The sequence below is a fragment of the Mesorhizobium sp. Mes31 genome (assembly GCF_024519675.1).
Classification (GTDB): Bacteria; Pseudomonadota; Alphaproteobacteria; order Rhizobiales; family Rhizobiaceae; genus Mesorhizobium.
On sequence record NZ_JALJRL010000017.1, the window covers coordinates 109,172 to 133,619 of the forward strand.

General features: G+C 61.1%; 25 protein-coding genes and 4 pseudogenes. 14 read left to right on the forward strand and 15 right to left on the reverse strand.

All coding sequences use genetic code 11. The features are described from left to right. Positions 1 to 342: 342 nt before the first annotated feature. The 4 genes and pseudogenes from NR193_RS25215 to NR193_RS25230 form a co-directional block, all read right to left on the reverse strand. Positions 343 to 813: pseudogene (locus tag NR193_RS25215) on the reverse strand (IS5 family transposase); the annotation flags it as partial. An 83-nt stretch (positions 814 to 896) separates the two neighbouring features. Continuing rightward, the gene (locus NR193_RS25220; protein ID WP_256753460.1) at positions 897 to 2,105 is read right to left on the reverse strand and encodes a cysteine desulfurase-like protein; all 1,209 of its coding nucleotides are present in this window, start codon (positions 2,103 to 2,105) and stop codon (positions 897 to 899) included. A 24-nt stretch (positions 2,106 to 2,129) separates the two neighbouring features. Then, positions 2,130 to 2,801, reverse strand: coding sequence for an amino acid ABC transporter permease (locus tag NR193_RS25225; protein WP_256753461.1), 672 nt, complete (start codon positions 2,799 to 2,801; stop codon positions 2,130 to 2,132). A gap of 66 nt (positions 2,802 to 2,867) precedes the next feature. After that, positions 2,868 to 3,659 (reverse strand): transporter substrate-binding domain-containing protein, encoded by a 792-nt coding sequence (locus NR193_RS25230; RefSeq protein ID WP_375162738.1) that lies wholly within the window; start codon positions 3,657 to 3,659, stop codon positions 2,868 to 2,870. 185 nt (positions 3,660 to 3,844) lie between these two features. Here NR193_RS25230 and NR193_RS25235 point away from each other — a divergent pair, with 185 nt between their 5' ends. After that, a complete protein-coding gene (locus tag NR193_RS25235) occupies positions 3,845 to 4,558 on the forward strand; it encodes a FadR/GntR family transcriptional regulator (protein WP_256753462.1) in 714 nt (237 codons plus the stop codon). A gap of 219 nt (positions 4,559 to 4,777) precedes the next feature. On the opposite strand, the pseudogene NR193_RS33650 reads toward NR193_RS25235, so the two are convergent. The 3 genes and pseudogenes from NR193_RS33650 to NR193_RS33660 form a co-directional block, all read right to left on the reverse strand. Continuing rightward, positions 4,778 to 4,896: pseudogene (locus tag NR193_RS33650) on the reverse strand (DUF779 domain-containing protein); the annotation flags it as partial. 17 nt (positions 4,897 to 4,913) lie between these two features. Then, positions 4,914 to 5,192, reverse strand: a complete 279-nt coding sequence (locus NR193_RS33655; protein WP_375162739.1) for a plastocyanin/azurin family copper-binding protein — start codon at positions 5,190 to 5,192, stop codon at positions 4,914 to 4,916. Then, complete coding sequence (locus NR193_RS33660; RefSeq protein ID WP_375162740.1) at positions 5,176 to 5,352, reverse strand: hypothetical protein; 177 nt, start codon at positions 5,350 to 5,352, stop codon at positions 5,176 to 5,178. The genes NR193_RS33655 and NR193_RS33660 overlap by 17 nt, the downstream gene beginning before the upstream one ends. A 492-nt stretch (positions 5,353 to 5,844) precedes the next feature. Here NR193_RS33660 and nirK point away from each other — a divergent pair, with 492 nt between their 5' ends. The 5 genes and pseudogenes from nirK to NR193_RS25265 all read left to right on the forward strand — a co-directional run bounded on the left by nirK (position 5,845) and on the right by NR193_RS25265 (position 10,517). After that, entirely contained in the window at positions 5,845 to 6,705 is an 861-nt protein-coding gene (gene nirK, locus NR193_RS25245) for a copper-containing nitrite reductase (RefSeq protein ID WP_256753463.1), read from the forward strand. 271 nt (positions 6,706 to 6,976) lie between these two features. Further along, positions 6,977 to 8,334, forward strand: a pseudogene (gene istA / locus NR193_RS25250) (IS21 family transposase). Beyond that, the gene (gene istB, locus NR193_RS25255) at positions 8,324 to 9,136 is read left to right on the forward strand and encodes an IS21-like element helper ATPase IstB (protein ID WP_172221962.1); all 813 of its coding nucleotides are present in this window, start codon (positions 8,324 to 8,326) and stop codon (positions 9,134 to 9,136) included. Before istA ends, istB begins: the two are co-directional and overlap by 11 nt. A 53-nt stretch (positions 9,137 to 9,189) precedes the next feature. Next, positions 9,190 to 10,140, forward strand: a pseudogene (locus NR193_RS25260) (Ti-type conjugative transfer relaxase TraA); the annotation flags it as partial. 128 nt (positions 10,141 to 10,268) lie between these two features. After that, positions 10,269 to 10,517, forward strand: a complete 249-nt coding sequence (locus NR193_RS25265) for an AlpA family transcriptional regulator (RefSeq protein ID WP_256753464.1) — start codon at positions 10,269 to 10,271, stop codon at positions 10,515 to 10,517. Here the strand turns inward: NR193_RS25265 and NR193_RS25270 are convergent. Continuing rightward, positions 10,462 to 10,692: a transcriptional regulator gene (locus NR193_RS25270; protein ID WP_256753465.1), complete on the reverse strand. Its 231-nt coding sequence runs from the start codon at positions 10,690 to 10,692 to the stop codon at positions 10,462 to 10,464. The two genes, NR193_RS25265 and NR193_RS25270, sit on opposite strands and share 56 nt — an antisense overlap. 135 nt (positions 10,693 to 10,827) lie before the next feature. On the opposite strand from NR193_RS25270, the gene NR193_RS25275 reads away from it, so the two are divergent. Beyond that, on the forward strand, positions 10,828 to 11,418 hold the full coding sequence (locus NR193_RS25275) for a hypothetical protein (RefSeq protein WP_256753466.1): 591 nt from the start codon (positions 10,828 to 10,830) through the stop codon (positions 11,416 to 11,418). Positions 11,419 to 12,226: 808 nt separating this feature from the next. On the opposite strand, the gene NR193_RS25280 is transcribed toward NR193_RS25275, so the two are convergent. Then, positions 12,227 to 13,213, reverse strand: coding sequence for an aldo/keto reductase (locus NR193_RS25280; protein ID WP_256753467.1), 987 nt, complete (start codon positions 13,211 to 13,213; stop codon positions 12,227 to 12,229). A 176-nt stretch (positions 13,214 to 13,389) separates the two neighbouring features. Between NR193_RS25280 and NR193_RS25285 the strand changes: the two genes are divergently transcribed. From NR193_RS25285 to NR193_RS25305, 5 genes are read left to right on the forward strand one after another with little or no spacing between them, the layout of a single operon-like run. Continuing rightward, positions 13,390 to 14,598 carry an ABC transporter substrate-binding protein gene (locus tag NR193_RS25285; RefSeq protein ID WP_256753468.1) on the forward strand — a complete coding sequence of 403 codons (1,209 nt, stop codon included), beginning with the start codon at positions 13,390 to 13,392 and terminating at the stop codon, positions 14,596 to 14,598. Between the two features lie 47 nt (positions 14,599 to 14,645). Next, positions 14,646 to 15,545: a branched-chain amino acid ABC transporter permease gene (locus NR193_RS25290; protein WP_256753469.1), complete on the forward strand. Its 900-nt coding sequence runs from the start codon at positions 14,646 to 14,648 to the stop codon at positions 15,543 to 15,545. After that, positions 15,542 to 16,564, forward strand: a complete 1,023-nt coding sequence (locus tag NR193_RS25295; RefSeq protein ID WP_256753470.1) for a branched-chain amino acid ABC transporter permease — start codon at positions 15,542 to 15,544, stop codon at positions 16,562 to 16,564. The genes NR193_RS25290 and NR193_RS25295 overlap by 4 nt, the downstream gene beginning before the upstream one ends. Further along, the gene (locus tag NR193_RS25300) at positions 16,561 to 17,283 is read left to right on the forward strand and encodes an ABC transporter ATP-binding protein (protein ID WP_256753471.1); all 723 of its coding nucleotides are present in this window, start codon (positions 16,561 to 16,563) and stop codon (positions 17,281 to 17,283) included. The genes NR193_RS25295 and NR193_RS25300 overlap by 4 nt, the downstream gene beginning before the upstream one ends. Next, positions 17,280 to 18,011 (forward strand): ABC transporter ATP-binding protein, encoded by a 732-nt coding sequence (locus NR193_RS25305; RefSeq protein ID WP_256753472.1) that lies wholly within the window; start codon positions 17,280 to 17,282, stop codon positions 18,009 to 18,011. The genes NR193_RS25300 and NR193_RS25305 overlap by 4 nt, the downstream gene beginning before the upstream one ends. An 8-nt stretch (positions 18,012 to 18,019) precedes the next feature. Here NR193_RS25305 and NR193_RS25310 read toward each other — a convergent pair whose 3' ends face one another. Beyond that, positions 18,020 to 18,760, reverse strand: a complete 741-nt coding sequence (locus NR193_RS25310; protein ID WP_256753473.1) for a FadR/GntR family transcriptional regulator — start codon at positions 18,758 to 18,760, stop codon at positions 18,020 to 18,022. A gap of 144 nt (positions 18,761 to 18,904) precedes the next feature. Between NR193_RS25310 and NR193_RS25315 the strand changes: the two genes are divergently transcribed. Beyond that, entirely contained in the window at positions 18,905 to 19,810 is a 906-nt protein-coding gene (locus NR193_RS25315) for an NAD(P)-dependent oxidoreductase (protein WP_256753474.1), read from the forward strand. Between the two features lie 37 nt (positions 19,811 to 19,847). On the opposite strand, the gene NR193_RS25320 is transcribed toward NR193_RS25315, so the two are convergent. The 5 genes from NR193_RS25320 to NR193_RS25340 form a co-directional block, all read right to left on the reverse strand. After that, positions 19,848 to 20,057, reverse strand: a complete 210-nt coding sequence (locus NR193_RS25320; RefSeq protein WP_256753475.1) for a hypothetical protein — start codon at positions 20,055 to 20,057, stop codon at positions 19,848 to 19,850. A gap of 12 nt (positions 20,058 to 20,069) precedes the next feature. Continuing rightward, positions 20,070 to 20,249, reverse strand: a complete 180-nt coding sequence (locus NR193_RS25325; protein ID WP_256753476.1) for a hypothetical protein — start codon at positions 20,247 to 20,249, stop codon at positions 20,070 to 20,072. A gap of 522 nt (positions 20,250 to 20,771) precedes the next feature. Continuing rightward, entirely contained in the window at positions 20,772 to 21,476 is a 705-nt protein-coding gene (locus NR193_RS25330) for an SOS response-associated peptidase (RefSeq protein ID WP_256753477.1), read from the reverse strand. Positions 21,477 to 21,551: 75 nt separating this feature from the next. After that, on the reverse strand, positions 21,552 to 22,355 hold the full coding sequence (locus NR193_RS25335) for a FadR/GntR family transcriptional regulator (protein ID WP_256753478.1): 804 nt from the start codon (positions 22,353 to 22,355) through the stop codon (positions 21,552 to 21,554). A gap of 3 nt (positions 22,356 to 22,358) precedes the next feature. Continuing rightward, on the reverse strand, positions 22,359 to 23,801 hold the full coding sequence (locus NR193_RS25340) for an FAD-binding oxidoreductase (RefSeq protein ID WP_256753479.1): 1,443 nt from the start codon (positions 23,799 to 23,801) through the stop codon (positions 22,359 to 22,361). Between the two features lie 161 nt (positions 23,802 to 23,962). Here NR193_RS25340 and gloA point away from each other — a divergent pair, with 161 nt between their 5' ends. Next, positions 23,963 to 24,373: a lactoylglutathione lyase gene (gloA, locus tag NR193_RS25345; RefSeq protein ID WP_019856614.1), complete on the forward strand. Its 411-nt coding sequence runs from the start codon at positions 23,963 to 23,965 to the stop codon at positions 24,371 to 24,373. Positions 24,374 to 24,448: the final 75 nt, after the last annotated feature.

Sequence of the window (24,448 nt, forward strand, 5' to 3'; positions counted from 1 at the left end):
TGAAGCCGAGCTTCGCCAATATCCGCAACGACGCGAAATTGCGCGCCGCCGCCTCAGCCGTCACCTTTTCGAGCGCCAGAGTTTCAAAGCGTAGCGGAGGACTTAGCGCATCGCCTCAATGCCCAGGTCCTACCCCCAAAACACACGCGCCTGCACAAATCCCAATGCAGCGACCTTGACGTCGGTTGCCGAGCCGCGCGAGCGTTATGCGATCGACGGAGACATCGGATCGCACTGTTGGGCAGCGACGCGATGCCATCCCGCTAGAGCGTCGGACGCTCAGGTTGAATCGCAATGGATTCCGCTAATGTTGGGTTGTGATTCACTTCCCTATGGAGGTTCGAGCAAAGCAGGCGCTTGGGTGACATCGCCTCGCTGGCCGGGCGTCAGGATTAGGCGCAATGGGCGGCCTTGGCCGTCGACGGCCATGTGAATCCTGGTGGTCAATCCACCTCGGCAACGCCCCAAAGCCTGGTTTTGGTCCCCCCTTTCCGGTCGCCGCCTGCTGGTGGGCGCGCACCAACGTGCGGTCGAGCATCACATAATCATTGTCGGGATCATCGATCAGATCAGCAAAAACACACTCCCAAACGCCAGCCTTTGACCAACGTCTGAAACGCTGATGCAGCGTCTTCCACTTACCGTAGCGTTCGGGAATGTCATGCCAATGTGCTCCGAGCGCAGGACCCACAGAACGCCATTCACGAATAGCCGATTGTCCTCGCCACTGCGGCCGGGATCGCCTGCTTTTCCCGGTAGCAGGCCTTCAATACGTCGCCATTGTGCGGGGCTCAGTTCGCAACGAGACGTCATTCATCGTCCTCCAGATCGAATCTGGAAGCCTATGAATCATGCTTCATCCCAGTTTTGAATCCTGAATGTCGATTGGACCTAGTCTATCTCAGCGATTGGTCGAGCACATCGATCAGCCGGTCGACTTCCGCGACAGTGTTGTAGTGAACCATGGATACGCGAATGACGCCATTTGGCGACAGCCCAAGCGCTTCGGCCAGGCGGCGCGAATGGAAATCGCCGTGACGCACGCCGATCCTGGCCTGGTCGGTTCGCGGGATGATATCCTGGGGCGCCTGGCCGTCGACCGTGAAGCTGATCGTCGGCACCCGAAGTGTCGCCTGCGAGCTCCGATCGCCAACGATCCGGACGCCATTGCGCACGCGCAGCCATGACAGCAGGCGTTCGCCGATCTCGGCCTCGTGCGCCGCGATATGGTCGAATCCGCTCTCGATCGCCTGGCGTCCCTGGCCTGCGCCCAGCGTCTCCAGATAGTCGACGATACCGGCTGCGCCCCAGACCAGTTCATAGCAGGGATTTCCGGGCTCGAGCTTGCCCGGCACTTTGTCCTTGCCGTAGAAATAGTGGTAGAGGCCGTCGAGTTCGAGCAGCAGTTCATGGCGCCCATACATGACCGCGTAATGCGGCCCGTAGGTCTTGTAGAAAGAGAATACGTAGTAGTCGACGTCAAGTTCCTGGACGTCGAGCGCGCGATGCGGGGCGTAGGCGACACCGTCGACGCAGATGCGAGCGCCGCGCGCATGAACGAAATCGGCGATTTGTCGGATCGGATTGATGGAGCCAAGCAAATTGGAGGCATGGGTCACGCAGACCAGCCGCGTGCGATCGCTCATCAGCGCCTCGAGCGTATCGAGGCTTGGCACCAACGTTTCGGGATCGATCTCCCATACCTTGAAGACGATGCCGCGCTCCTTGAGGATCAGCCAGGGACCAATGTTCGACTCATGATCAAAATTGGTCAGGATAATCTCGTCGCCCGCCGTCAGCTGGCTTGCCATGGCGGTTGCCAGAAAACGCACTAGCACGGTTGTCGAAGGTCCGAAGAAAACCTCTTCCGGCCGCGCCGCGCCAACGAATGTGGCGATGCGGGCGCGTGCCTGTGCCAGCATTTCGCTGGCATTGACTGACGGCCCGTAGGAAGCGCCGGTCTGGACGCTTGTGGTGAGCAGATAGTCGGCGACGCGCTCGGCCACCGGGCGCAGAACCTGCGAACCGCCGGCATTGTCGAAAAATGCCCAGCCGGTGTCCAGCGCCGGAAACTGGGAACGAACAAAATCGATATCGAGCGACATGGATGGCCTCGTGGGGGAAAGTCTTCAACGTTCAGATTTGGCGAGACGCTTCTCCAGCATGCCGACAAGCCGGACCAGGGGAAGCAGGATGATGAGGTAGATGGCGGCCGCTACGATCAGCGGCGTCGGATTGGCGGCAAGGGCCTGCGCCTGGTTTGCCTGTTTGAGCAGGTCCGGCATTGCCACCACGGAAGCCAATGCAGTGTCCTTCATGACGTTGATGGCGTTCGAGGTCAGCGGCGGCACGACGATCTTGATCGCCTGCGGCAGGATCACCTTGAGCATGGTCGAATAGAAGTGGAGCCCAAGCGCCCGTGCCGCTTCGAATTGACCTTTCGGAATAGCGACGATGCCGGCGCGGATGATTTCGGCAGAATACGCGGCCGATATCATCGAGATCGAGGTAGAGGCGGCCGTGAACGAACTGAACCGGATACCGGCAAAGGGCAACGCGTAATATACGACGAACAGAAGCACCAGAACCGGTATCGACCGGAACACGTCGATATAGGCGACGGTCACAAAACGCACCGGCGCCGGCGCATAAAGCCGCAGCATCGCCAGGCCAATGCCGACGAAGAACCCGACAAGGATGCAGACAATGCCAAGTGTCAGCGTGGTGGCAAGGCCACTCAGGATGAGCGGCAACGTCTCCACGAAGACGCGGTAGTTCAAAAACGTATCGAAAATGGACATGTCCCAGCCTCTGCGTCACGGGAGAAGGAGGCCGCAACACGGTCTCCTTCCACATGATGACCGGGATCAGAGCTTTGGCATATCCAGCACAGTCGACGTGGCAAGCCCTTCATCAGGCTTGGTGCCGAACCAGGTTTCGTGGATCTTTGCCAGCGTGCCGTCTTTCTTTAGAGCTGTGATGACGTCGTTGACCTTGGCAGCAAGCGGGGCATCCTTGGCGAACATCACGGAGTATTGCTCCGTGGTCTTGATGCGTTCGACGACCTTGAACTGCGGCTTGTCCTTCGAATAATAGAGCAATGCCGGAATGTCCGAGATGTAGCCGTCGATGCGGCCCGCCTGTAGATCCAGCATTGCCGGCTGCAAGCCCTCATATTTGTTGATGGTGGCGATTTTCGTCTCGGCCTGATGCGCGGTGGTCCAGATATCACCGGTCGAACCTGTATCGACGCCGACGGTCTTGCCAGCCATGCCAGCGAGACCGGTGATGCCGCTTTCGCTCTTGACGGTCAGCGACTGGTCGCTGTCGTAATACGGCTGGGCGAAGCTGACCGATTCAAGGCGTTTCTTGGTGATCGTGATCGATGAGACCGCGGCGTCGATCTGACCGGACTGAACAGCGGCGAACAGACCGGCGAACGGGATGTTCGTGAACTTGACGTCCATGCCGAGCCGCTTGCCGACCTCTGTCATCAGGTCGATTTCAAAGCCCACTATCTTGCCGCTGGCGTCCTGGAACTCCCAGGGAACATTGCCGATGTTGGCGCCGACATTGATCTCCGCGGCGTACGAAACGGCGGCAGTGAAAGACCCCAGGGCAAGTGCTCCCGAGATCAGAATTGCTTTCAACACTCTCATTGAATTCCCCATTTTTTGATGACTTTTTTGATTGATGTGGTTAGACCGGTCTGACCAGTCCGACCTACCAATCATGTACCCCTTAAAAATGCAAGGCATTCCGTCCGCCAGCCGCATCGGCTACCTCTGAAGCGAGCAAAGGTGCAGCCGGATCGGCGCTGCCGTCCCAGAATGGAAGAAATTCGATGCTTTCGCGTGTTCCAGTACCCCACGCCGCCGCGAGGAAAATCCAGAGCATGATCCTCAGTGGAGAACTGAGGTCAGGTGAGAAGGTGCCGTCGCAGCGCGAGTTCGCGCTCAGTCTCGGCGTCAGCCGCGCCTCATTGCGCGAAGCGCTGCTGACACTCGAGACACTGGGCTTGCTGAAGACGGAACCGGGGCGAGGGACGTTCGTTTCGCAGGAAAGGCCTTCGGCCTCGCGTAACATGGCGCGGTGGCGCTATGCCGACAGCTATCCGGTTGCCGATGTTTTCGAGACGCGCATCATGCTGGAAGGGCGGATAGCCGGCCTGTCATCACAGACCCTCACAGAAGCCGAGTTTCAGGCTCTCGAGACTGAAACGGATACGATGGAGCGCAATTGGGAAAGTGGCGACCTGTTGGCTAATGTCGAGGCGGATCTTGAATTCCATGCAATCATCGCATCTGCCTGCCCAAACAGAATGATCGTCGATCTCTACCAGTCTGTCCGTGACAAGCTGACCGAGACACAAATCCAGCCAATTCCAATCACCGAGCCTGCTCGCATGCGGGCGTCGATCGCAGAGCACAGGCGCATCATACGGGCCCTGCGAAATCGCGATGCCGCAAAGGCAACGCGCGAGATGCAAAATCACATCAGCAACACAGCCCGTTGCGCCGGTATTTCGATCGTTTCGAGCGTTCTCAATTCGGACTGAAGACACAGACCGACGTGAACGAACCACTCCACCGCGCGTTTTGGCAGAGCGTTATGGCCTTCGACAGGATGGGAGGGGACATCGCGACTAAGGCGGAACTCCTTGTGAGTAATATCGGCCTTGCGCGCCCTGCCGCGTCTCCAGCAAGCGGCGTCCATTGCAGAGCTAGAACATGCCGCTGCGACCAGGCACACTGTCGATGAGATCGATACGCTTTCAGTCCTCGGATTGCGAAGCGCCTATATCGAAGGGCGTATCGTCGCCTGGCCGAGCAGCACATCCTGGTCACAGCAGCCGCCGGATTGATGAAACAGCACCGGACCGGGTTCGGCAACAATCTCAGCGGATCCGGGGTTTACTTGCTGACCTGGTCTAGCAGTTCGGCCATGCGCGTTTTCGCCTTACCTGGTAGCTTCAGACTCTGGATTGCAGGGAGGTTAACGGAACTGTCGCCTACCTCCACGAGCCCGACCATGCCTAGCCCGAAATGCGGTGTGCATTTGTATGCGTATAGACCCTCCTTGGTGAAGGTGGCCGTTACGTCCTGGCTTATTTTGCCTTTCCAGCCCTCCGCGCCTTCAGGAATGCCGTCCTTGATTGACTCTGAGTCATGGCCCTTATCGGTGGCGACGATCGTGACGGTGTCTCCCGGGCAACTTCAGAAAGGCCGGTTCGAACTGCATCACGTGCCCTTCCGAATCCTTGTTGACCATCTTCACCTGATGATCGGCCGCAAGTCCGGGCGCGGCGAACGCAATCGTGGATAGGGCAGTTAGTGCAAAACGGCTGATCATGAGCGAGATTTCCTTCCATTTCTTAAACGGCAAGTTGTGCCGCATGGCAAAAGTGGGTTTCGGACAAGGCGAAATTCTGTCTCGCCCAGTGGCAATGTGCTCCGGGTGCCCTAGGTAGCCCATAACCCATAACATTGAGAGTGAGGAGCACGTCATGACCGGTTCCAATCCATCCGGCACGCCAACGGACGATGCAGCGCCGCAACCTCACGCGGACACGCAGCTGATTTCCCGGCGAAGCCTGCTTGTTGCCACGGCCGGCCTGAGCGCTGCTTCGGTCACGTTGGCAGGGGCGAAGGAAGCCTTGGCACAGGAAACAACAAATACGGCCGCACATATGCATGGCATGGAAACGGCCACGAGCGACACGCCCGCCGGCTCGCTGAGCAATCGTCTCTACAACGTGAACAAGTTTAAGGGCGTGGTTGACATCGACGAGATCCTACCGACATCCCCGCCCCGATCACCCGTACCGGCCCGGACCACGTGCGCGTGGACCTCGAGACGGTCGAAATTGAGGCGCGCCTTGACGAGCGAACGACGTATCCGTTCTGGACGTTCAATGGCCGCGTGCCTGGACCGTTCCTCCGCGTGCGCGTTGGCGACACCGTTGAAGTCCACCTTAAAAACAATGAAAACAGCGTCATGATGCACAATGTGGACTTTCACGCGGCGACCGGCCCGGGCGGTGGCGCGGGCGCCACCAGCGCCAACCCCGGCGAGGAGAGGGCGGTCACCTTCAAGGCGCTCAGCCCCGGTCTCTATGTCTACCATTGCGCCGTACCCCCCGTCGCCATGCACATTTCGAGCGGAATGTACGGGCTGATCCTGGTCGAACCGGAAGGGGGCCTGCCGCCCGTCGACCGGGAGTTCTATGTGATGCAGGGAGAGATCTATAGCGAGGAGCCATTCGGGACGGCGGGACTTCTGACCGCTAGCTACGATAAACTCATCAGCGAAAGGCCAGAATATTTCGTCTTTAACGGACATGTCGGCGCCCTGACCGATCACTATCCCATGAAGGCGAAGGTCGGAGAAACGGTGCGCATCTTCTTCGGCGTGGGAGGACCAAACTTCACCTCCTCCTTCCACGTTATCGGCGAGATCTTCGACCGTGCCTACCAGCTCGGCTCGGTAACCAGCCCACCGATCGAGCATGTCCAGAGCATTTCCGTTCCGCCTGGTTCGGCGAATATCGTGGAATTCAAGCTGGAAGTGCCCGGCCGTTTCGTCCTGGTCGATCATGCGCTGTCGCGGGCCGAACGCGGTCTTGCCGGCTATCTCATCGTCGAGGGCGCCGAGAACAAGGACATCTTCGACGCTCCGCCGAACGAGAACGCATCGGGTCATTAGAACTGGGATGAAGACGAGAAAGGTCTGGAGATGAACTTCGTTTCAAAATCGGTCCGCAGGGCCTTTTTGCCCGCTTTCGTAGCGGTGCTTGTACTGGGGGTCGCACCCTCGGCCTTCGCTCATTCAGAACTCGTCAGTTCCGTCCCGGCAGCCAATGAAAGTGTTGATTTCCACTGAGAAGTGACCCGGCATTGGAGGATATTTCCATCGAGAATTGACCCATGTTTGAACCACCCCTTGCTGTCTCAGCGGGGGTTATGGAGTGATCGACATGGCGTTATTGAGCGTGATCCGACGCTGGCATTTTCGAGAGCAATTATCGATCCGTGAGATCAGCCGCAGGACCGGCCTGTCGCGGAATACCATTCGCAGATATCTGCGTTCTGATGGCGTCGAGCCGAAGTTCAAGGTGCCGGTCCGGCCGAGCAAGCTCGATGCCTTTGCCGACCGATTGTCTGCCTGGCTGAAGACAGAAGCCAACAGGGCGAAGCGTTCCAGTTCGATTGGTCCGAAGACTGGGCAATCATCGGCAATGAGCGCACGAAGCTGCAGGTGGCCCATACGAAGCTGAGCTACAGCCGTGCCTTCATTGTTCGGGCTTACCTGCTGCAGACGCACGAGATGCTGTTTGACGCGCACAATCACGCTTTCCGTGTGTTTGGCGGCATTCCCCGGCGCGGCATCTACGACAACATGAAGACGGCGGTCGACAGGGTCGGACGAGGCAAGGAGCGCGACGTCAATGTCCGCTTCATGGCAATGGCCAGCCACTATCTGTTCGAACCCGAGTTCTGCAATCCCGCATCGGGTTGGGAGAAAGGACAAGTCGAGAAGAATGTTCAGGACGCACGTCACCGGCTTTGGCAGCCCATTCCACGCTTTCCCTCGCTGGATGCCCTGAACGACTGGCTTGAGCAGCGTTGCAGGGTGTTGTGGCAGCAGACGCCACATGGGCGAATGAGGGGGACCATCAATGACGTCTGGACCGAAGAAGTCCGGTCTCTGATGCCGACATCACGATCCTTCGATGGGTTTGTCGAATACACCAAGCGGGTGTCTCCGACCTGCCTTATACATCTGGAGCGCAACCGCTACAGCGTGCCGGCGTCCTTTGCCAACCGGCCCGTGAGCCTGCGGGTCTATCCAGATCGTGTCGTGGTTGCCGCGGAAGGTTTGATCATCTGTGAGCATCGCCGCATCATCGATCGCTCACATGATCGGCCAGGACAGACGGTCTATGACTGGCGGCACTATCTGGCTGTTGTTCAGCGCAAACCAGGCGCCCTTCGCAACGGAGCACCTTTTGCCGAACTTCCCGATGCATTCAGATCTTTGCAGCAGCATTTGCTCAAGAAGCCCGGCGGCGATCGCGAGATGGTCGACATCCTGGCACTTGTCCTTCAGCACGACGAGCAGGCGGTGCTCTCCGCCGTGGAGATGGCATTGCAGGGCGGTGTTCCCACCAAGACCCATGTGCTGAATCTGCTTCATCGCCTGGTCGATGGCAAATCCCTCACACCCCCCACCATCGACGCTCCTCAGGCTTTGACGCTTACCAACGAGCCGAAGGCCAATGTCGAACGCTACGATGCTTTGAGAAAGGCCTTGGAGGTGCGCCATGCGTCATAATCCTGCCAGTGGCGCAATCGTCATCATGCTCAGGAGCCTGAAGATGCACGGTATGGCGCAAGCTGTAGGCGAACTCACCGAACAGGGAGCCCCGGCGTTTGAAGCCGCCATTCCCATCCTGTCGCAACTGCTGAAGGCCGAGACGGCAGAACGCGAGGTCAGGTCGACAGCCTATCAGCTCAAGATAGCTCGCTTTCCAGCCTATCGTGATCTCAACGGCTTTGACTTCGCCAGCAGCGAGGTAAACGAGGCACTGGTGCGGCAACTTCATCGTTGCGAGTTCGTCGACGAAGCCAACAACATCGTGCTCGTCGGCGGCCCTGGAACAGGCAAAACCCATATTGCGACCGCTCTCGGCGTGCAGGCCATCGAGCATCATCACAAACGGGTTCGCTTCTTCTCGACTGTCGAGTTGGTCAATGCGCTGGAACAGGAGAAGGCACAGGGAAGGTCCGGCCAGATCGCCAATCGCCTCGTGCATTCTGATCTCGTCGTCCTGGACGAACTTGGCTATCTGCCGTTCAGTGCATCAGGTGGAGCATTGCTCTTCCATCTGCTGAGCAAGCTATACGAACGCACAAGCGTCATTATCACCACCAACCTCAGCTTCAGCGAATGGGCCAGCGTCTTCGGCGATGCCAAGATGACAACCGCGCTACTCGACCGGCTGACCCATCATTGCCACATCCTGGAAACCGGAAACGATAGCTTCCGATTCAAAAACAGCTCCGCACACGAGCCCAAAAAAGCGAAGGAGAAAGCCAGAACCTTGACCGTAAACCCCGAACCGAAACATACATGACAGGCGGGTCACTTCTCGGTGGAAATGCCGGGTCACTTCTCAGTGGAAATCAACACCGGATGGACCTGCATTATGGCGGCGACGACTTCAGTACGCGGAACCGGCTGGACCGAACGCTGTCGCGGGACCGCGCCAAGGACATGGCGTCGGACTACGAGCAGGTCGACCCGGCGCAACACTATGCCGCGCGGCGCGGCATCACATTCCGCGAGCGTGTGGTCGAGATCGTGCGCCGGATCGTTCCGGAGAAGCTGCGCGACAGGATCGGCGGACTGTTGGACGGGTTGCGCTCGCCCGGAGACGGCGAACCCATGCAGAAACGTGGACCTGGGCCGGGAATGGAAGATGTTGGGGTGCGGATCGGAGATGCAGGCCGGACGCCGGAAAGAGATCCTTCTGCCAGGGGAGCGCAGCGCGACAGAAATGTGCCGGGGAACCCCGAAGCAGAAATGCGCCGAGCACGCACCCAGTCGCTTGTGCGTCACGCGCGCGCTATCGACGCGATCCTCAGTACTGGAAATGCGGACGGGCAGGGCAGTCCCGACCAGATGCGCGAGTTGAGGGATGCCCGTAGCGCTTTCGAGAAGGTGCGGCCGTATGGCTGGCGCGATGCCGAAGCGGCTTATGTGAAAAATCCCGAACTTGTCCGCGAGGCGGGTGCCGGCCGCGTCAGGCGCATCGTGCTTGCTCTCCAGCTTGAAACCGAAATACGCACCGGGATGGACATCGATCCGAGCCGCCGCGCCGACCGTTTTGTTGAACGCTGGCAAAAGCTCGACCGCACGGGCCAGCGCCAATACCAGGCTGGCGATATGTCCGGCTACAAGTCGACCCGCTTGGCCATGTCCGATATGGCCAAGAGCCTCGAACGCGATCCGCAGCTTGAATCCCTACTGACAAAGCGCAAACGCGAGCTTGGCATCCAAGTCGAATCCGGCCGGCGCCTGGGTGCGGAACTGGCATTCAGCCATGGCATTGGTAAGGGGCGAGGCCTTGGGCTCTGACACCCCTCCGATTTGCCGCCGTTTCCACTCCGCATGCGGCTGAGGCGACAAACCTTGTTGCGCGTGGGACCGGTTCGTCCTGTCTGTCACAGGAGAAATCAGCAACAACCAGCGAGTTGCAGGCCGTCATGTCCGAGCCGGATCGCATCATACGCCTCAAGACCGTCCTTGCCCGAACCGGCCTGTCCCGCTCGACCATGTATCGAAAAATCGCCGAAGGCACGTTCCCCGCTCAGATTAAGATAAGCATCAACGGGGCGGGCTGGCGGGAATCCGATGTCCATCGATGGATAGCTGATCCCATTGCATGGCGAAAGAGCGTCAGTTCTGATTGCGAGACAGACGAACGCCAGGGCCGCCGCCATTCTCTGGAATGAATTCAATGCCGGCGCTTTCGAACGTGCTTCGTATCAGATCCACAGTCGATTGCTTCAACGCCTCGCCTCTTTCGAAGCGAACAATCGTCTGGGTCGATATTCCGGCTTCTTTTGAGAGGTCTAAAACGCCCCATCCTAATGCAGCCCGAGCCATGCGGCACTGCACGGGATTCATAAAATCACCATAATATAGTGATTTTGGTTGCTCGACTGCTGCACTTTGTGTAGTCTCGATTTCACTTGGCGGCCGGATGGGTGATGCAACACCAATCCGGCCTGGCCACGCCAAAGCTGTTGAGGAGCTCGGATCATGGCTGATTCCGACAATAGCACGACTTTGCCTTCCGTCACGCACGGACGAGGGCAACGGTCGAAGGCGCACGGGGTAGATCGTCTCGAGGAAGCGGACCCGGCTCTTGCGCTGCTCCAAGGCTGGTTGCGAGCACAGCATGTCTCGCAGGTCCTTTGCCGACTTCAACAGCGTCTGGAGAGGCGCGTTCTCGACGCTGCGGTCCCGGATGCGATGGATAAGAAGGTCGGCTATTCGATCGCCTGCCAAGCGGAGGTCGAGGCCACAACCGCGGCTTTGAAGTTTCAGGACAAGCTACCTCAAATACGGGCGCTGTCGCTTCTTGGCATCGTCGCCAAGCTCGAAATCATTGTTGGCGCGGATCGAGACATCGACGATCCGACAGATTTCCCCTGGCCGCATCTCGCATCTGTCCTTAATGACCTGAAGGAAATCGCCGGGAGCCTGCCGCTCGAACGACCTGAGCGAACCGTCGTCCAGGCGGACTGTAGGCTTTATCAGCAAATAGCGTCCGATCTGGTCGATCTGGAAAAGCAAGCCTCTAATCTGGGTTTGGGGGAGGCGCCTGTCGTTGGCATCAGCTCAGCATAGAAGTTGTTCGGTCCACTGTGTTTGTCTAACCGACGCGACTTAGAGCTAACCCGCGTTTTTCGTTACGACAGGTTTGACCGGAGTAGCGGGGCAGGGTGAAGTATGTCCGAATACACGCCTTGCTACCCTTTCTGAGAGCGCCCATTGTGGCGAATTACCTTGTCTCGCGCATCCTCGAGCATGATCCTGCTTCGATTCGAACAACTGCTTGACGATGTTTCTTGGGGTCGCGGTCGCCTTGCCAATGTTCTGTGCCGTGCGCCCGGCGCATCGTCCCCCGACTCGTGCATGGACATTTAGATCTGGTAAAGGACAGAGAACTTCTTCGTCCACCTTTACCGCCGATGCCGGCGCAGATGCGGAGTCTCCAGCAGCCTTCTCGCACTCCTAGCCATCTGCGGCTACGTTGCGGTTGGGGAAGAGGATCCGTAGTGAAGGCTCAATACCTTTTGGAGATCGAAGCCCGCGGCGAACTCGACCTCGCAGAGCGTATGCAGGTCATTCTTCGGTCGACGATGTAGAATGGATGGAGCGACCCAGGATCGATGGCTCCGAACGGCCGCGCGAAGGCCGGTGTCGGCTCGCCAGGCGAACGGTCAACAACTGACGCTGAAAATGTGCTACGTATTGTGATACCTATTGTGATACAAATAGAGAGCTGCGGCTGAATAAAATGAATAAGAACAATGTGTTGTGCGGGGCGTCGATCCCAGCCAACGGTACCATCGGCCTTTCCAGTAAGTAATTAATTTTACTGCAGAATTTCGTGCGCGTACTCGGCCGCCCTTCGCCCAGGCAGGTTCCTTGATCACCAGCGCTGGTGCACATAGGGCTTGATGTCGTGGTCGTAGATGTCCCGGATCTTGCTCATGAGATCATCGGACAGTGGGGGAAGGTCTGCGGCTTCGGCATTGGAGCGGGACTGCGCCGGATTGCGGGCGCCTGGAATGACCACCGTGACCGCGTCGAACATCAGGATCCAGCGTAGGGCGAATTTTGCCATCGTCGTGTCGCCAGAGACGAGCGGCCGGATGCGCTCAACCGCAGCCAGCCCGACCTCATAGGGCACGCCCGAAAAAGTCTCGCCGACATCGAAGGCTTCGCCATTGCGGTTGAATTTGCGGTGGTCGCTGTCCTCGAATTTGCTGTCGGCCTTGAACTTGCCCGACAGCAAGCCGCTGGCCAGTGGCACGCGGGCGATGATGGCCACGTCGTTCTTCTTGGCCAGGTCGAAGAACAGCTCGGCAGGGCGCTGGCGGAAGGCGTTGAAGATGATCTGCACGCTGACGACGCCGGGATATTGCATTGCCTTCAGCGCCTCTTCGACACGCTCGACGCTGACACCGTAATTGCGGATCTTGCCTTGCTCTGTGAGCCGGTCGAGGCGCTCGAAAACCTCGGGGTGGTAATAAAGGTCGGTCGGCGGGCAATGCAGTTGCACCAGATCGAGTGTGTCGGTCTCGAGGTATTTCAGGCTGCGGTCGATCCAGCCGGTCAGGTTTTCCAGGCTGTAGCCTTCGACGGCCTGCGCCGGCAGCCGCCGTCCGGCCTTGGTGGCGATGAACGGCCGCTCGCCGCCGCGCTCCTTCATCACCCTGGCGATCAGCTTCTCCGAGCGGCCGTCGCCGTAGACATCGGCGGTGTCGAGAAAGGTGACGCCGGCATCGAGTGCCGCATGCAGGGCGGCGACCGCGTCATCGTCATTGACCTCGCCCCAGGCGGCGCCGATCGCCCAGGCGCCGAAGCCGATTTCGCTGACTGATCTGCCGGTGCGGCCGAATTTCCGTGATTGCATCTTGCTGTTCCTGACTGCGGCTTGCCGGCAATTCCGGCTCTGCGATTGTGATTTTCGGGAAGCCTCTTATCGCATGGCAATGCGATTGACATCCCCGTCTACAAGATTTACCAGATTACAGGGTTGTATGACAACCCGGTAAGACTGCAATCATTTGGAGTCGGGAGGATCTCAAATTGAAAACCGTTCTTAAACTGGGCGCGGCCCTGTGCCTTGGCGCGCTTGCTCATCCTGCGTGGGCTGAAGACAACATCGTCAAGATCGGCGTCGTCGCGGCGGAGTCGGGCTCGTTCGTTTCCGCCGGCCATACCTTGCCGGCGGGCGTCGGCCTGGCTGTCAAGCAGATCAACGATGCCGGCGGCTTCAAGGTCGGCGGCAAGACCTACAAGCTCGAAATGGTCAAGCGTGACGACCGCACCGATATTGCCACCGCGATCGCCGCGACCCAGGAACTGGTGCGCGACGTCAAGGTGCAGGCGATCTTCGGCTCGGAAACGCATGACTTCACGCTGGCCATGGCCAAGATCACCCAGCCGGCCAAGATCATCCATTTCGCCGGCAATTCGACGCTGGCGAAAATCCTCAACCCCGACAGCGTCAAGCCGGGCGGCGAGGACCACTATCTCTTCCAGTCCGAACCACAGGAATTCCAGCGCTCCGGATCGACAGCGCGTGGCGTGCTCTCCCTGCTCGAGCCGCTGCTCGGCTTCAAGCCGAAGAAATCGGTGATGATCGTCGGCAACGATGCCACCGGCCAGTTCCTGTCGTCCTACTACTACAAGGCGCTGAAGGCCGAGGGGCAGGACGTGCCGGATATCATCTTCTATCCGCCTGACACCACCGATTTCTCGCCCTTCCTGACCCGCGCCAAGAGCCTCAATCCTGACATCATCCACTTCTGGTACAATGGCGATTCAACGCTGACGGCGCTGCCGCAGGCGCTCGAACTCGGTGCCGCGAAAAGCTACTTCCTGTTCGGCGTCGACCCCGGCATCTGGAAGGAAAAGCAGCTTTCGGCCGATGTGCCGGTGGCGATGAGCTGCGTCCCGGTGTGCTGGGGCGAGTCCTCCAACCCGAAGGCCAAGGCCTATTTCGACGCCTATTTCGCGGCCGGCGCGCCGCATGGCGTGACCTCGTCGGTGTCGCTGCTCTACCACGACTATGTGCACTTCCTCGTCGAAGCCTGGCAGAAGGCCGACAGCTTCGATCCGGACAAGACGGTCGAGGCGCTGCTCAGCCTCCACCATCAGGGCGTGGTTTCGGATGATCTGACCTTCAACCCGACGCATCAGGTCACCCATGCCACCGAGGTCTGCGCCGCGGCACCCGGCGGCGCCATCTCCTGCGCCATGCAGCAGCCGCCGGCTGAAGCGCCGAAGAGCTGAAGCTTCATCATCCCCGAGTTGGCGGCATCCACCGCCAACTCCCTTTCTTGCAAGACAGGCAGGTCTCGATCGCCGTGGATATCTTCATCCAGCAAATCCTCAACGGCCTTTCCATCGCCAGCGTCATCACGCTCATCGCCATTGGCGTGACGCTGATCTTCGGCCTGACCGGCATCATCAATTTCGCCCATGGCGAATTCCTGATGATCGGCGGCATCGTCACCTGGCTCGCCGTCGGCGCCGGCCTCGGTTTTCCCTTGGCGGTGGTGCTGGCGATCCTGGCCGTCGGGCTGATGGGCTACATCCTCGAACGCGGCCTGTTCCGCTTCACGCTGGAGCGGCCTACCAACGGCTTCATCGTCTCGCTCGGCCTCATCGTCGTGCTGCAGCATGTCGTCGTCTTGTTTTGGAACCCCAACCAGAAAAGCATTCCGCGCCCGCTGACCGCGGTCTGGGAGGTCGGCGGCGTGCGCATCGCTTCCGTCCGCGTCATGGTCATCGGGATCACCATTGCGGTCGTGGCGCTGAGCTTCCGCATGGTCACCGCCAGCCGTTATGGCCGCGCCTTGCGCGCCAGCGTCGAGGATCGCGATACCGCTGCCCTGATGGGCATTCCGGTGCGCCGTTACATCACCGGCGTTTTCGTGCTGGGCAGTGCGCTGGCCGGGCTTGGCGGGGCATTGCTGATCGCGCTGTTTCCGATCACGCCCTTCACCGGCGGCACCATGGTGATGAAGGGGTTTGCCGTCGCCCTGATCGGCGGGCTCGGCAACATCTACGGCGCCGTCGCCGCCGGCCTCATCCTCGGCATCGTCGAAGGCTTCAGCGCCGGCTACGGCTTCTCGCAATGGACCGACGCCTATTCCTTCGCCCTGATGATCCTGGTGCTGATCGTGCGCCCGCACGGCCTGTTCGGCGGCACCAGCGGACCCCGGATGGCGTCATGAACGACGGCCCTCGAGCAGGCTCCGCCCTGAAGCCGTTGCGGTCCCTTTTGCCGGTGCTGGTCATCCTCGCGCTGATCGCAATGGTGCCGCTGTTTTCGCCGAGCAACCGCTTCCTGTCGCTGGCGATCTCGGCCGGCATCAACGTCATCGCCCTTTACGGCCTGTCGGTATTGTTCGGCCAGACCGGTATTCTGTCGATGGGCCATGCTGCGCTGGTCGGCGTCGGCGCCTACGCGGCGGCGATCCTGGCGCGCGACTTTGGCGTCGGCTTCTGGCTGGCACTGCCGGTGGCGGCCCTGGCAAGTGCTGTCTTCGCCATGATCGTCGGCATTCCCTCGCTGCGCGTCGGCGGCCATCACTTCGTCATCATGACCTTCGCTTTCGGCCAGTTGCTGGCCATCGTCCTCACCAATGGCGGCGACTATACCGGTGCTGCCACAGGGCTCGACATCGCCGGTCCGGTTACCCTGTTCGGCGCCGATATGACCGACCTGACGCGCTACTATCTGATGGTGGTGGCCTTCGTCACGGCAGCGGCGGTGGCGAGCTGGGCGATCATCCACTCCTCCTATGGCCGCACGCTGCGCGCCATCCGCGAAAACGAAAAGCTCGCCGCCTCGCTCGGCATCAATGTCGGCCGCCACAAGATCGGCGCCTTCGTCGTCAGCGGCATCTTTGCCGGCATCTCGGGCGTGCTGCTGGCCTATTTCCTCGGCCACATCTCGCCCTCGCAATTTTCGTCCTTCCCCAGCATCTATCTGGCGCTGATGGTCATGATCGGCGGCGCAAGGCTGATCGAGGGACCGCTGGCCGGCGGCATCCTCGTCGCCTTCCTGCCGGAAGTGCTCAACCTCGACCCGGTCCAGTCGCGCATCGTCTATGGCGTCTGCCTGATTGCGGTGATCATGCTTTTGCCCGACGGGCTGATCGGCGGCATCGTCCGAGCGCTCCGCGCGGCATTTTCGGGCAAGCCGAAACCGGAAACGGAAGAGCGCGGTGCGGCGGAGGCGCGGCGATGAGCCCGATCCTGGCGATCAGCGGCCTCAGCAAACAGTTTGGCGGCGTCACCGCACTGGCAGGCGTCGACCTCGCCATCGAGGAAGGCGAGATCCTCGGCGTCGTGGGCCCGAACGGATCGGGCAAGACGACATTGTTCAATGTCGTCACCGGCGTCCACAAGCCGAGCGGCGGCAGCGTGGCGTTTCGCGGCCAAGACGTCACCGGTCTGCCGCCGCATGCCATATCGCGAGCCGGCATTGGCTACACCTTTCAGCAGGCCATGGCCTTCGCCGGTCTCGGCGTGCTGGAGAATGTCCAGATCGCCGGCGAGCATGTGCGGGCAGGGGGCACTGCCAATCCCTGGCCGACACCGCAGGCGCTGCTCGATTTCGTCGGCCTGAGTGCGCTCAGCGGCGAAAAAGCCGGCGTGCTGCCGTTTGGCAGCCTGCGCCTGCTCGGCCTCGCGCTGGCGCTGGCCACGCGGCCGTCGCTGCTGCTGCTCGACGAGCCCGCCGCCGGGCTCAACGACCGCGAGACCACCGCTCTGGTCGGGCTTGTCCGCCAGCTGCCCGGCCACGGCATCACGGTCTGCGTCATCGACCACGACATGAAACTGATGCAGATGCTGTGCCGGCGCCTTGCCGTGCTCGATTTCGGCTCCAAGATCGCCGACGGGCCGACCGAAGCCGTACTCGCCGATCCCAAGGTTCTTGAAGTCTATCTCGGAGGCGACCTGTGAGCCTGCTCGCCGTCTCCGATCTCGTCACCGGCTACGGGCCGACCATCGTCAACCGCGGCGTCTCGCTGACATTGGCCGAAGGCGAGATCGTCACCATTCTCGGGCCGAACGGCGCCGGCAAGTCGACGCTGCTCAAGGCCATCGCCGGGCTGATCAAACCCCGCGCGGGCAGCATCGCTTTCGATGGCGCCAAGATGACCGGACTGGCCGCCGATGTCATGGCCAGGCGCGGCGTCGTTCTGGTGCCGGAAGGCCGCAAGATCTTCGTCGACATGACGGTCGAGGAGAATTTGCGGCTTGGCGCCTATGCCCGCCGTGACGAGGCCGCCGTGGAAGTCGATTTCGAGACCATGCTTGCCTTCTTTCCGATCCTTGCCACCAAGCGGCGCGACAGAGGCGGCTCGCTGAGCGGCGGCCAGCAGCAGATGCTGGCTATTGCGCGCGGGCTGATGACGCGGCCGCGCGTGCTGCTGCTCGACGAGCCGTCACTTGGCCTGTCGCCGCTGCTGGTCAAGGAGATCAAGGCGATCATCCTTGATATCGGCGCGCGCTTCGGCGCCTCGGTGCTGCTGGTCGAGCAGAATGCCGGCCTTGCACTCGCCGTCGCCTCGCGCGGCTATCTCATGCAGAATGGCCGCATCGTCGTCTCCGGGCCGATTGCCGAATTGCGCGACATGTCGCTGATGCGGGACCTCTATCTCGGCGGCGTGGCGGGAGCAGCCGCATGAGCAATCCCTCAGTCGTGGCTCGCCTTGTCGCGCAGTTCCTCGAAACGGGCATAGCTCTTGGTCAGATGGCTGCGCATGGCGCGTCGCGCCGCGTTGACATCCCTGGCTTCGATCGCGGCGAGAATGGCGCGATGCTCGCGTTGCATCCGCGCCAGGTATTTTTCCCGCTCGGGAACGGTCATCCGGTCGAGCCGCGTCCACTGGCGCGGGATCATGGCGCTGCCGAACGTGTCGAACAGCCGGGTGAAATTGGGGTTCTGCGTCGCGGCGAGGATGGCGCGGTGAAAGCCAAAATCCTCTTCCGAGCCCGATCCGCCGGCACGCACCGCCGCTTCCAGCGCGTCAAGCCGCGAACTCATCTGCTCAAGCGCGCTGTCGCTTCGCCGTTCAGCGGCAAGGCCAGTCGCTTCGACCTCGATGCCCATGCGCAGTTCCAGCACACGCAGCACCTCGTCGATCGATTCAAGATCATCCGGCAGAATGGAAAAGGTCCTCGGCAAGGGATCCTTGGCGACGAAGGCGCCGAGGCCCTGACGCGTGGTGATCAGGCCCCGGGCGCGCAGTGCTGCCAGCGCTTCGCGCACCACGGTGCGGCTGACACCGGTGGCGGCGACGATCTCCTGCTCTGTCGGCAGCCTCTGGCCTGGCGCCAGGTCGCCGGACTCGATCTGCGCGATCAGCGTGTTGACCAGCCCGGTCCGCAGATTGGGCGCTTGCGGTATGGCGTCGAAAAGCATGGGCTCCGCCATCGGGGCACTCCGGTCCGAATCTTCGGCAAAGGTCGGTTCTTCTTCAAAGGCCGAATCTCATTCAAAGAATTGCATCGACAGGTGCTCGCCGCAAGGTGACGAAATGCGGCCCGCCGGCGGCGCGGGCCAAGGTTGGAGGACGGCATGAAAGAACGCATAGGCTTCATTGGTTTAGGCAGCATGGGCGCCGGCATGGCCGACAACCTGCTGCGCAAGGGTTGGCCGCTGACGGTTTGCGTGCATCGCAGCCGCACTGCCGCCGACCGGTTGATAGAAGCCGGCGCCACTGAAGCGACAAGCCCTCGCCAGCTCGTCGCTGCCTGCGACATTGTCATTCTCTGCGTCACCGGCTCGCGCGAGGTCGAAATGCTGGTCAAGGGGCCCGATGGCCTCGCGGCGGCCGGCACGCCGTTGCTCATCATCGACTGCTCGACCTCCAATCCCTCGTCGACGACTGCTCTTGCCGCCGAACTCGCAGCACTTGGCGTGACGTTGATCGACGCGCCGCTGGCGCGCACGCCCAAGGAAGCGGCCGAAGGCAAGCTCGACGTCATGGTCGGCGGTCCGGCCGACGCCGTCACCCGCGCACGACCGGTGCTGGAAGCCTTCGCGGCACGCGTCGTCCATACCGGGCCGACCGGCAGCGGCCACACGATGAAGCTGCTCAACAATTTCGTCTCGATGGGCTATTCGGCGATCTATTCGGAAGCGCTGACGCTGGGCGCCAAGGCCGGTTTGACGCCGCAGGTCTTCAACAGCGTCATCTCGGGCAGCCGCATGGATTGCGGCTTCTACCAGGCCTTCTTCGATTTCGTCCTCAACCGCAACGAGAACGCGCAGCGTTTTGCCATCGCCAATGCGCTGAAGGACATGACCTATCTCGCCTCGTTCGCGCAAGCCGCCGGCATCGCCAATCCGATCGGTGCGGCGGTGCGCAACGGCTTTGCCACCGCGGTCACTACAGGTCATGGCGAGAAGTTCGTGCCGGCGCTGTCGGATATCATTGCCGGCCTGAATGGGGTTTCGCTGGTTGAGACGCCAGCGGCGTGATGGGGCAGGGCGGATTATCGCAGCCAATCACAAGCGATCACCCCAGCACAGGCGGAGTAGGATCGTAGCCGATTGACACTATCCCCGGATGCCGGTGGGCGATGGCGAGTATCTGGGTCTCAAGCTCGCAATTGTAGGCCATGAGCGCCTTCACGGTCTCAAGCCGGCTGTCGTAGCGCGCGATAAGCTTCATGGCTTCTGAATGCAACTCGGCTTTGGCTTCGGCGTCAAAATGCATCGTGCCCATTGCGGTTTTCTCCTAGCGCATCGCGCGGCGAGGTGCGGTGAGTGCATCAAGTCGCTCCTGAAGATGCCCATTGAGCACGATCATTTCCTTGAGCGCCTTCATCACATCGCCCTTGTGGACAGCGATGAAATCCTCGGCGTGGGCCTGGAGGGCAGCCTCCTGGCGACTGTTGAGTGTCACGATACGGTCCATGGCAATGACTCCAAACGCTGCAGGATCGCAGGGAACAAAAAGGGAACATAAATGTCAAGGGTGAATTGACTCGGAGAGGAACTCATTCCTATTTTCTAATATGCCGGAGCAGCCCAGAAAACCCCGCCGCCTTGTACAAACCCTGTGTAAGGCACATGAAGTCGGTCAGCTGATCCGCGTCCGGTGCGTCAACTGCAACATCACGCGGCATTATCTGCCCGGGGATCTTGCCAAGCTGGTCGGGGACATTCCGTTCTGGGACGTTGACCGGCACATGCGTTGCGAGCGGTGCAAACGTCGCGACCTTGATGTCGACATCTTGCTGCCAAGCGCATCGGAGGGCCTGAGGATACGCGTGAGGCGGCTTGTTGAAATCCGCATGGTGCGCAGGGTGATCTGGAGGGACGAATAGCTGGCGCTAGCGCTGCCTACGACGAATAATCACCAAGACCAACATCGCAACAAAGACGGCAATCGCAACGCCTGGTGCTACATGTGCGACAGTATCCTGACGAGAGCCATCTAGAACAGTGACCCTTGAGCCAGAGCCTGCTGCGGAAACTTGATCTGCGTGGCCGGCTTCTCGACAATCACAAGGGAATTGTCCGGTGCCGTGCGCTGTAGCCGCTTCGCCTCCGGCCAAGGCGCTGTCAACCAGGTCTCGGTCTCCTCTTGCGTCGTCAGGATAACCGGCATGGCCTTCTCATGGATCGGCTTGATGAGGGCATTGGGCGCTACCGTCATGAAGCCGTAAAGCTCGAAGTCGCCGGGGCCGTCCTTGACCTTGCGCACCCCCTGCCACGGTGTCCAGAGGCCGGCAAAGAAGAACAGCGGGCGGTCCTCATTGAGCGCAAACCAGTAGTTCCGCTGGATGCCGGTCTCAGGGTCCTTGTCGCCTTGTGTCGGACTGGGCTCCGCGAAGCTGGTCACCGGCACCACACAGCGGTTCTCGACGCCGACATATTGTTGCCAATGGCTGTACTGTGGATTGCGTATGTTGGTGGTACCGTAATCGGCCTTGCCCTTCATTCGCTCAACGGGTGTCGGCATGCCCCACAATAGGCTGGCAAGTTCCCGCTGACCGTCCAGCGCATTGCGCACCACCGGGCCGGGCTGGTTGGGATAGATGTCAATGGACGGCTCGAGGTTGCCCAGGATGTCCCGCAAAGTCCGGGTCCACTGGCGGATGGCTTCTTGCGACGTGGTGATGTTGTAGAGATTGCACATGGTCACACTCTGCCGTGAGTGTGCTCCGCCGACCAGTCGAAAAATTCGGACGAAATAACACCGAGGACGAAACCGCTACCTCGCAGCCTGCCCGCGCACAGCCTTCCTCAATCTCGAATGCCGCACCGGAGACGCTACCTCCTTCGCCGGCGCAGCAGGCTCCGCAGTCTCCCCATCATGCAATCCCACCCGCAGGGCCGCGCCCGCGAGATGGTCGCGCATCGCCGCTTGCGCGCCCTCGACATCGCCGGCACGGATGGCGGACAGGATGCGTTCATGCTCGCCCAGCGTGATGCGCGCCATGTCGTCGGATTTCTGCTGGTTGCCGGCGGCGAGTATGCTTTCGCGCACACGCTCGGAAACGAAGCCCAGGAACTGACCCATGTAGCCATTGCGCGTCGCCTCGGCGACGGCGCGGTGGAATTCGAGGTCGCTGCGCAGCCAGGCGACGCTGCCATAGGGTGCCGCGCGCATGCCGGCGAGCGCATCGCCCATCGCGGTAAGATCGGCTTCGGTACGGCGCGTTGCAGCAAATGCCGCCGCTTGCACCTCCAGGATACCGCGCAGTTCGAACAGGTTGCGGAACGAGTCGGCACGCTGCAGCGCCTCGTAGTCGATGGTCAGCACCGTCGGGTTGTTGCTCTCTACCACGAAGGCGCCACGCCCCTGCTGCGACCAGATGCGGCCTTCCGAGCGCAGCCGTGCGATCGCCTCGCGCACCACGTTGCGGCTGACCCCGAAAGTGGTCGCCAGCGCCTGCTCGGTGGGCAGCTGATCGCCGGGCTTGAGGCGCCCCTGTGCGATCTCGCGCGAGATGGAACTCGCAACCAGAGTGGAGAGATGCGGACCGCGATTGACCTTGTCGAGCTTCAGCGTCATCGCTCACCTATAGTCGACGGCGGATTTGGAAGCCAGAATGCGGCCGTTGCTCAGGATGTGGCGCGGATCGAACGCCTCCTTGATGCCTGCGGCAAGGTCGAGCGTCACCGGATCGATACGTTCGAGGAATGCCTTCTGCTTGACGCGACCGATGCCGTGCTCGGCGCTGATCGAGCCGCCATAGCGGTCGACGACGGCAAAGATCTGCGCCTCGGCCTCCTCGAACAAATGCTCGATCGCGTCCGCGCCCATGCCTTCCGGCGGTACGACGTTGAGATGGATGTTGCCGTCGCCGACATGGCCATAGGTGACGGCCAGCGCGTCGGGTCGCGCCTGCTCCAGCGCTGCTAGCGCGTCGGTGACGAAATCGGCGAGTTTCGAGATTGGCACCGAAACATCGGTGCGCAGATAGCGGCCGCCACGGCCCTGCCGCTCGACCATGATCTCGCGGTAGAGCCACAACCGCTCGGCCTGCGCCCGAGTCGATGCGACAATGCCGTCTTCGACGATATCGGCGACGCCGCCGAGAAACCCCAGAAGCATCGCGGATAGGTCGATCAGCCCGCCGGAGGAGACCTCGATCAACACATAGGCCGGGTAGGGCTTGTTGAGCGGGTCAAGAAAGTCCTTGCCCTCGCGCATCGTGATCTCGATGCCGCCGCGCAGGATCAGTTCGAAGGCGGTGAGCAGGTCGCTGCAGTCGCGTCGTGCCCGCGCATAAAGCGCCATCGCATCCTCGACGGAGCGCAGGCCGACCAGCGCGGTCTCGATCTGCGTCGGCTTCGGAAACAGCTTCAGCGCCGCGGCGGTGACAATGCCGAGCGTGCCTTCCGAGCCAATGAAGATCTGCTTGAGGTCGTAGCCACGATTGTCCTTGCGCAGCACCTTCAGCCCGTTCCAGATCCGGCCATCGGCCAGCACCACTTCGAGCCCGAGCACCAGGTCGCGCGTCATGCCGTAGCGCAGCACGTTGAAGCCGCCGGCATTGGTGGCGACATTGCCGCCGATGCGGCAGCTTCCCTGCGCGCCGAAGGTGATCGGCAGCAGGCAGTCGCTCTCCTCGGCGGCGCGCTTGGCGTCCTCGAGGATGCAGCCGGCCTCGACCACCATGGCGAAGTCGATCGGGCTGATCGAGCGGATACGGTTCATGCGCTCCAGCGAGATGACGATCTCGCCGCCATCCGCCGCCACCGCCGCACCGACAAGGCCGGTCAGGCCGCCTTGCGGCACGACCGGGATGCGCTCCGCATGGCAGTGCCGCATCAGCGCCGACATCTCCTCGACAGAAGCCGGCCGCGCCACGGCCAGCGGCCGGCCGAAATGGTCGCCGGACCAGTCGCGGCTGTAGCGCGCCAGGTCTTCACCCGCAGTCAGCAGCCCGCCACTCGGCAGCACGCCGGTAAGGGCTGCGATCAGCGATGCGGAAGTGGGCGGCACGGCATTCATGAATGGACTCTGGACCCCTGGGGAAAACGACTGGACAACCACTGTTCTTGTGGTGTTATCATACAACCCTGATTTAGAACATCAAGCGAGGCCAGTTTCCAGCCAGCCGTTTGATGTGGATGGTCAGACCCGCAAATCACCCAATTCGGAGGACTTACCCAATGAGCGACGCCCCGGGCTTTCGCTATATGCACACCATGATCAGGGTGCTCGACCTCGACAAGTCGATTGCCTTCTACACCGAGGTCCTCGGCATGACCTTGCTGCGCCGCGACGACTATCCCGGGGGCAAGTTCACCAACGCCTTTGTCGGCTATGGTCCGGAGGACAAGGAGGCCGTCGTCGAGCTGACGCTGAACTGGGGCAGGGAAGAGCCCTATGAGATCGGCACCGGCTTCGGCCATCTGGCACTCGGGGTCAACGACATCTACGCAGTCTGTGCGGAACTGGAAAAGCGTGGCGCCAAGATCCCGCGCAAGCCCGGACCGATGCAGCATGGCACCACCCACATCGCCTTCGTCGAAGACCCGGACGGCTACAAGATCGAGCTGATCGGCCTCGACACGATGTGACCCGAGCAAGCGGGGTCGCATCCGCCTTGTGATGCGACCCCGTCCTGTCCGCGCTGGCTTGGGAGGCGGTGCGGA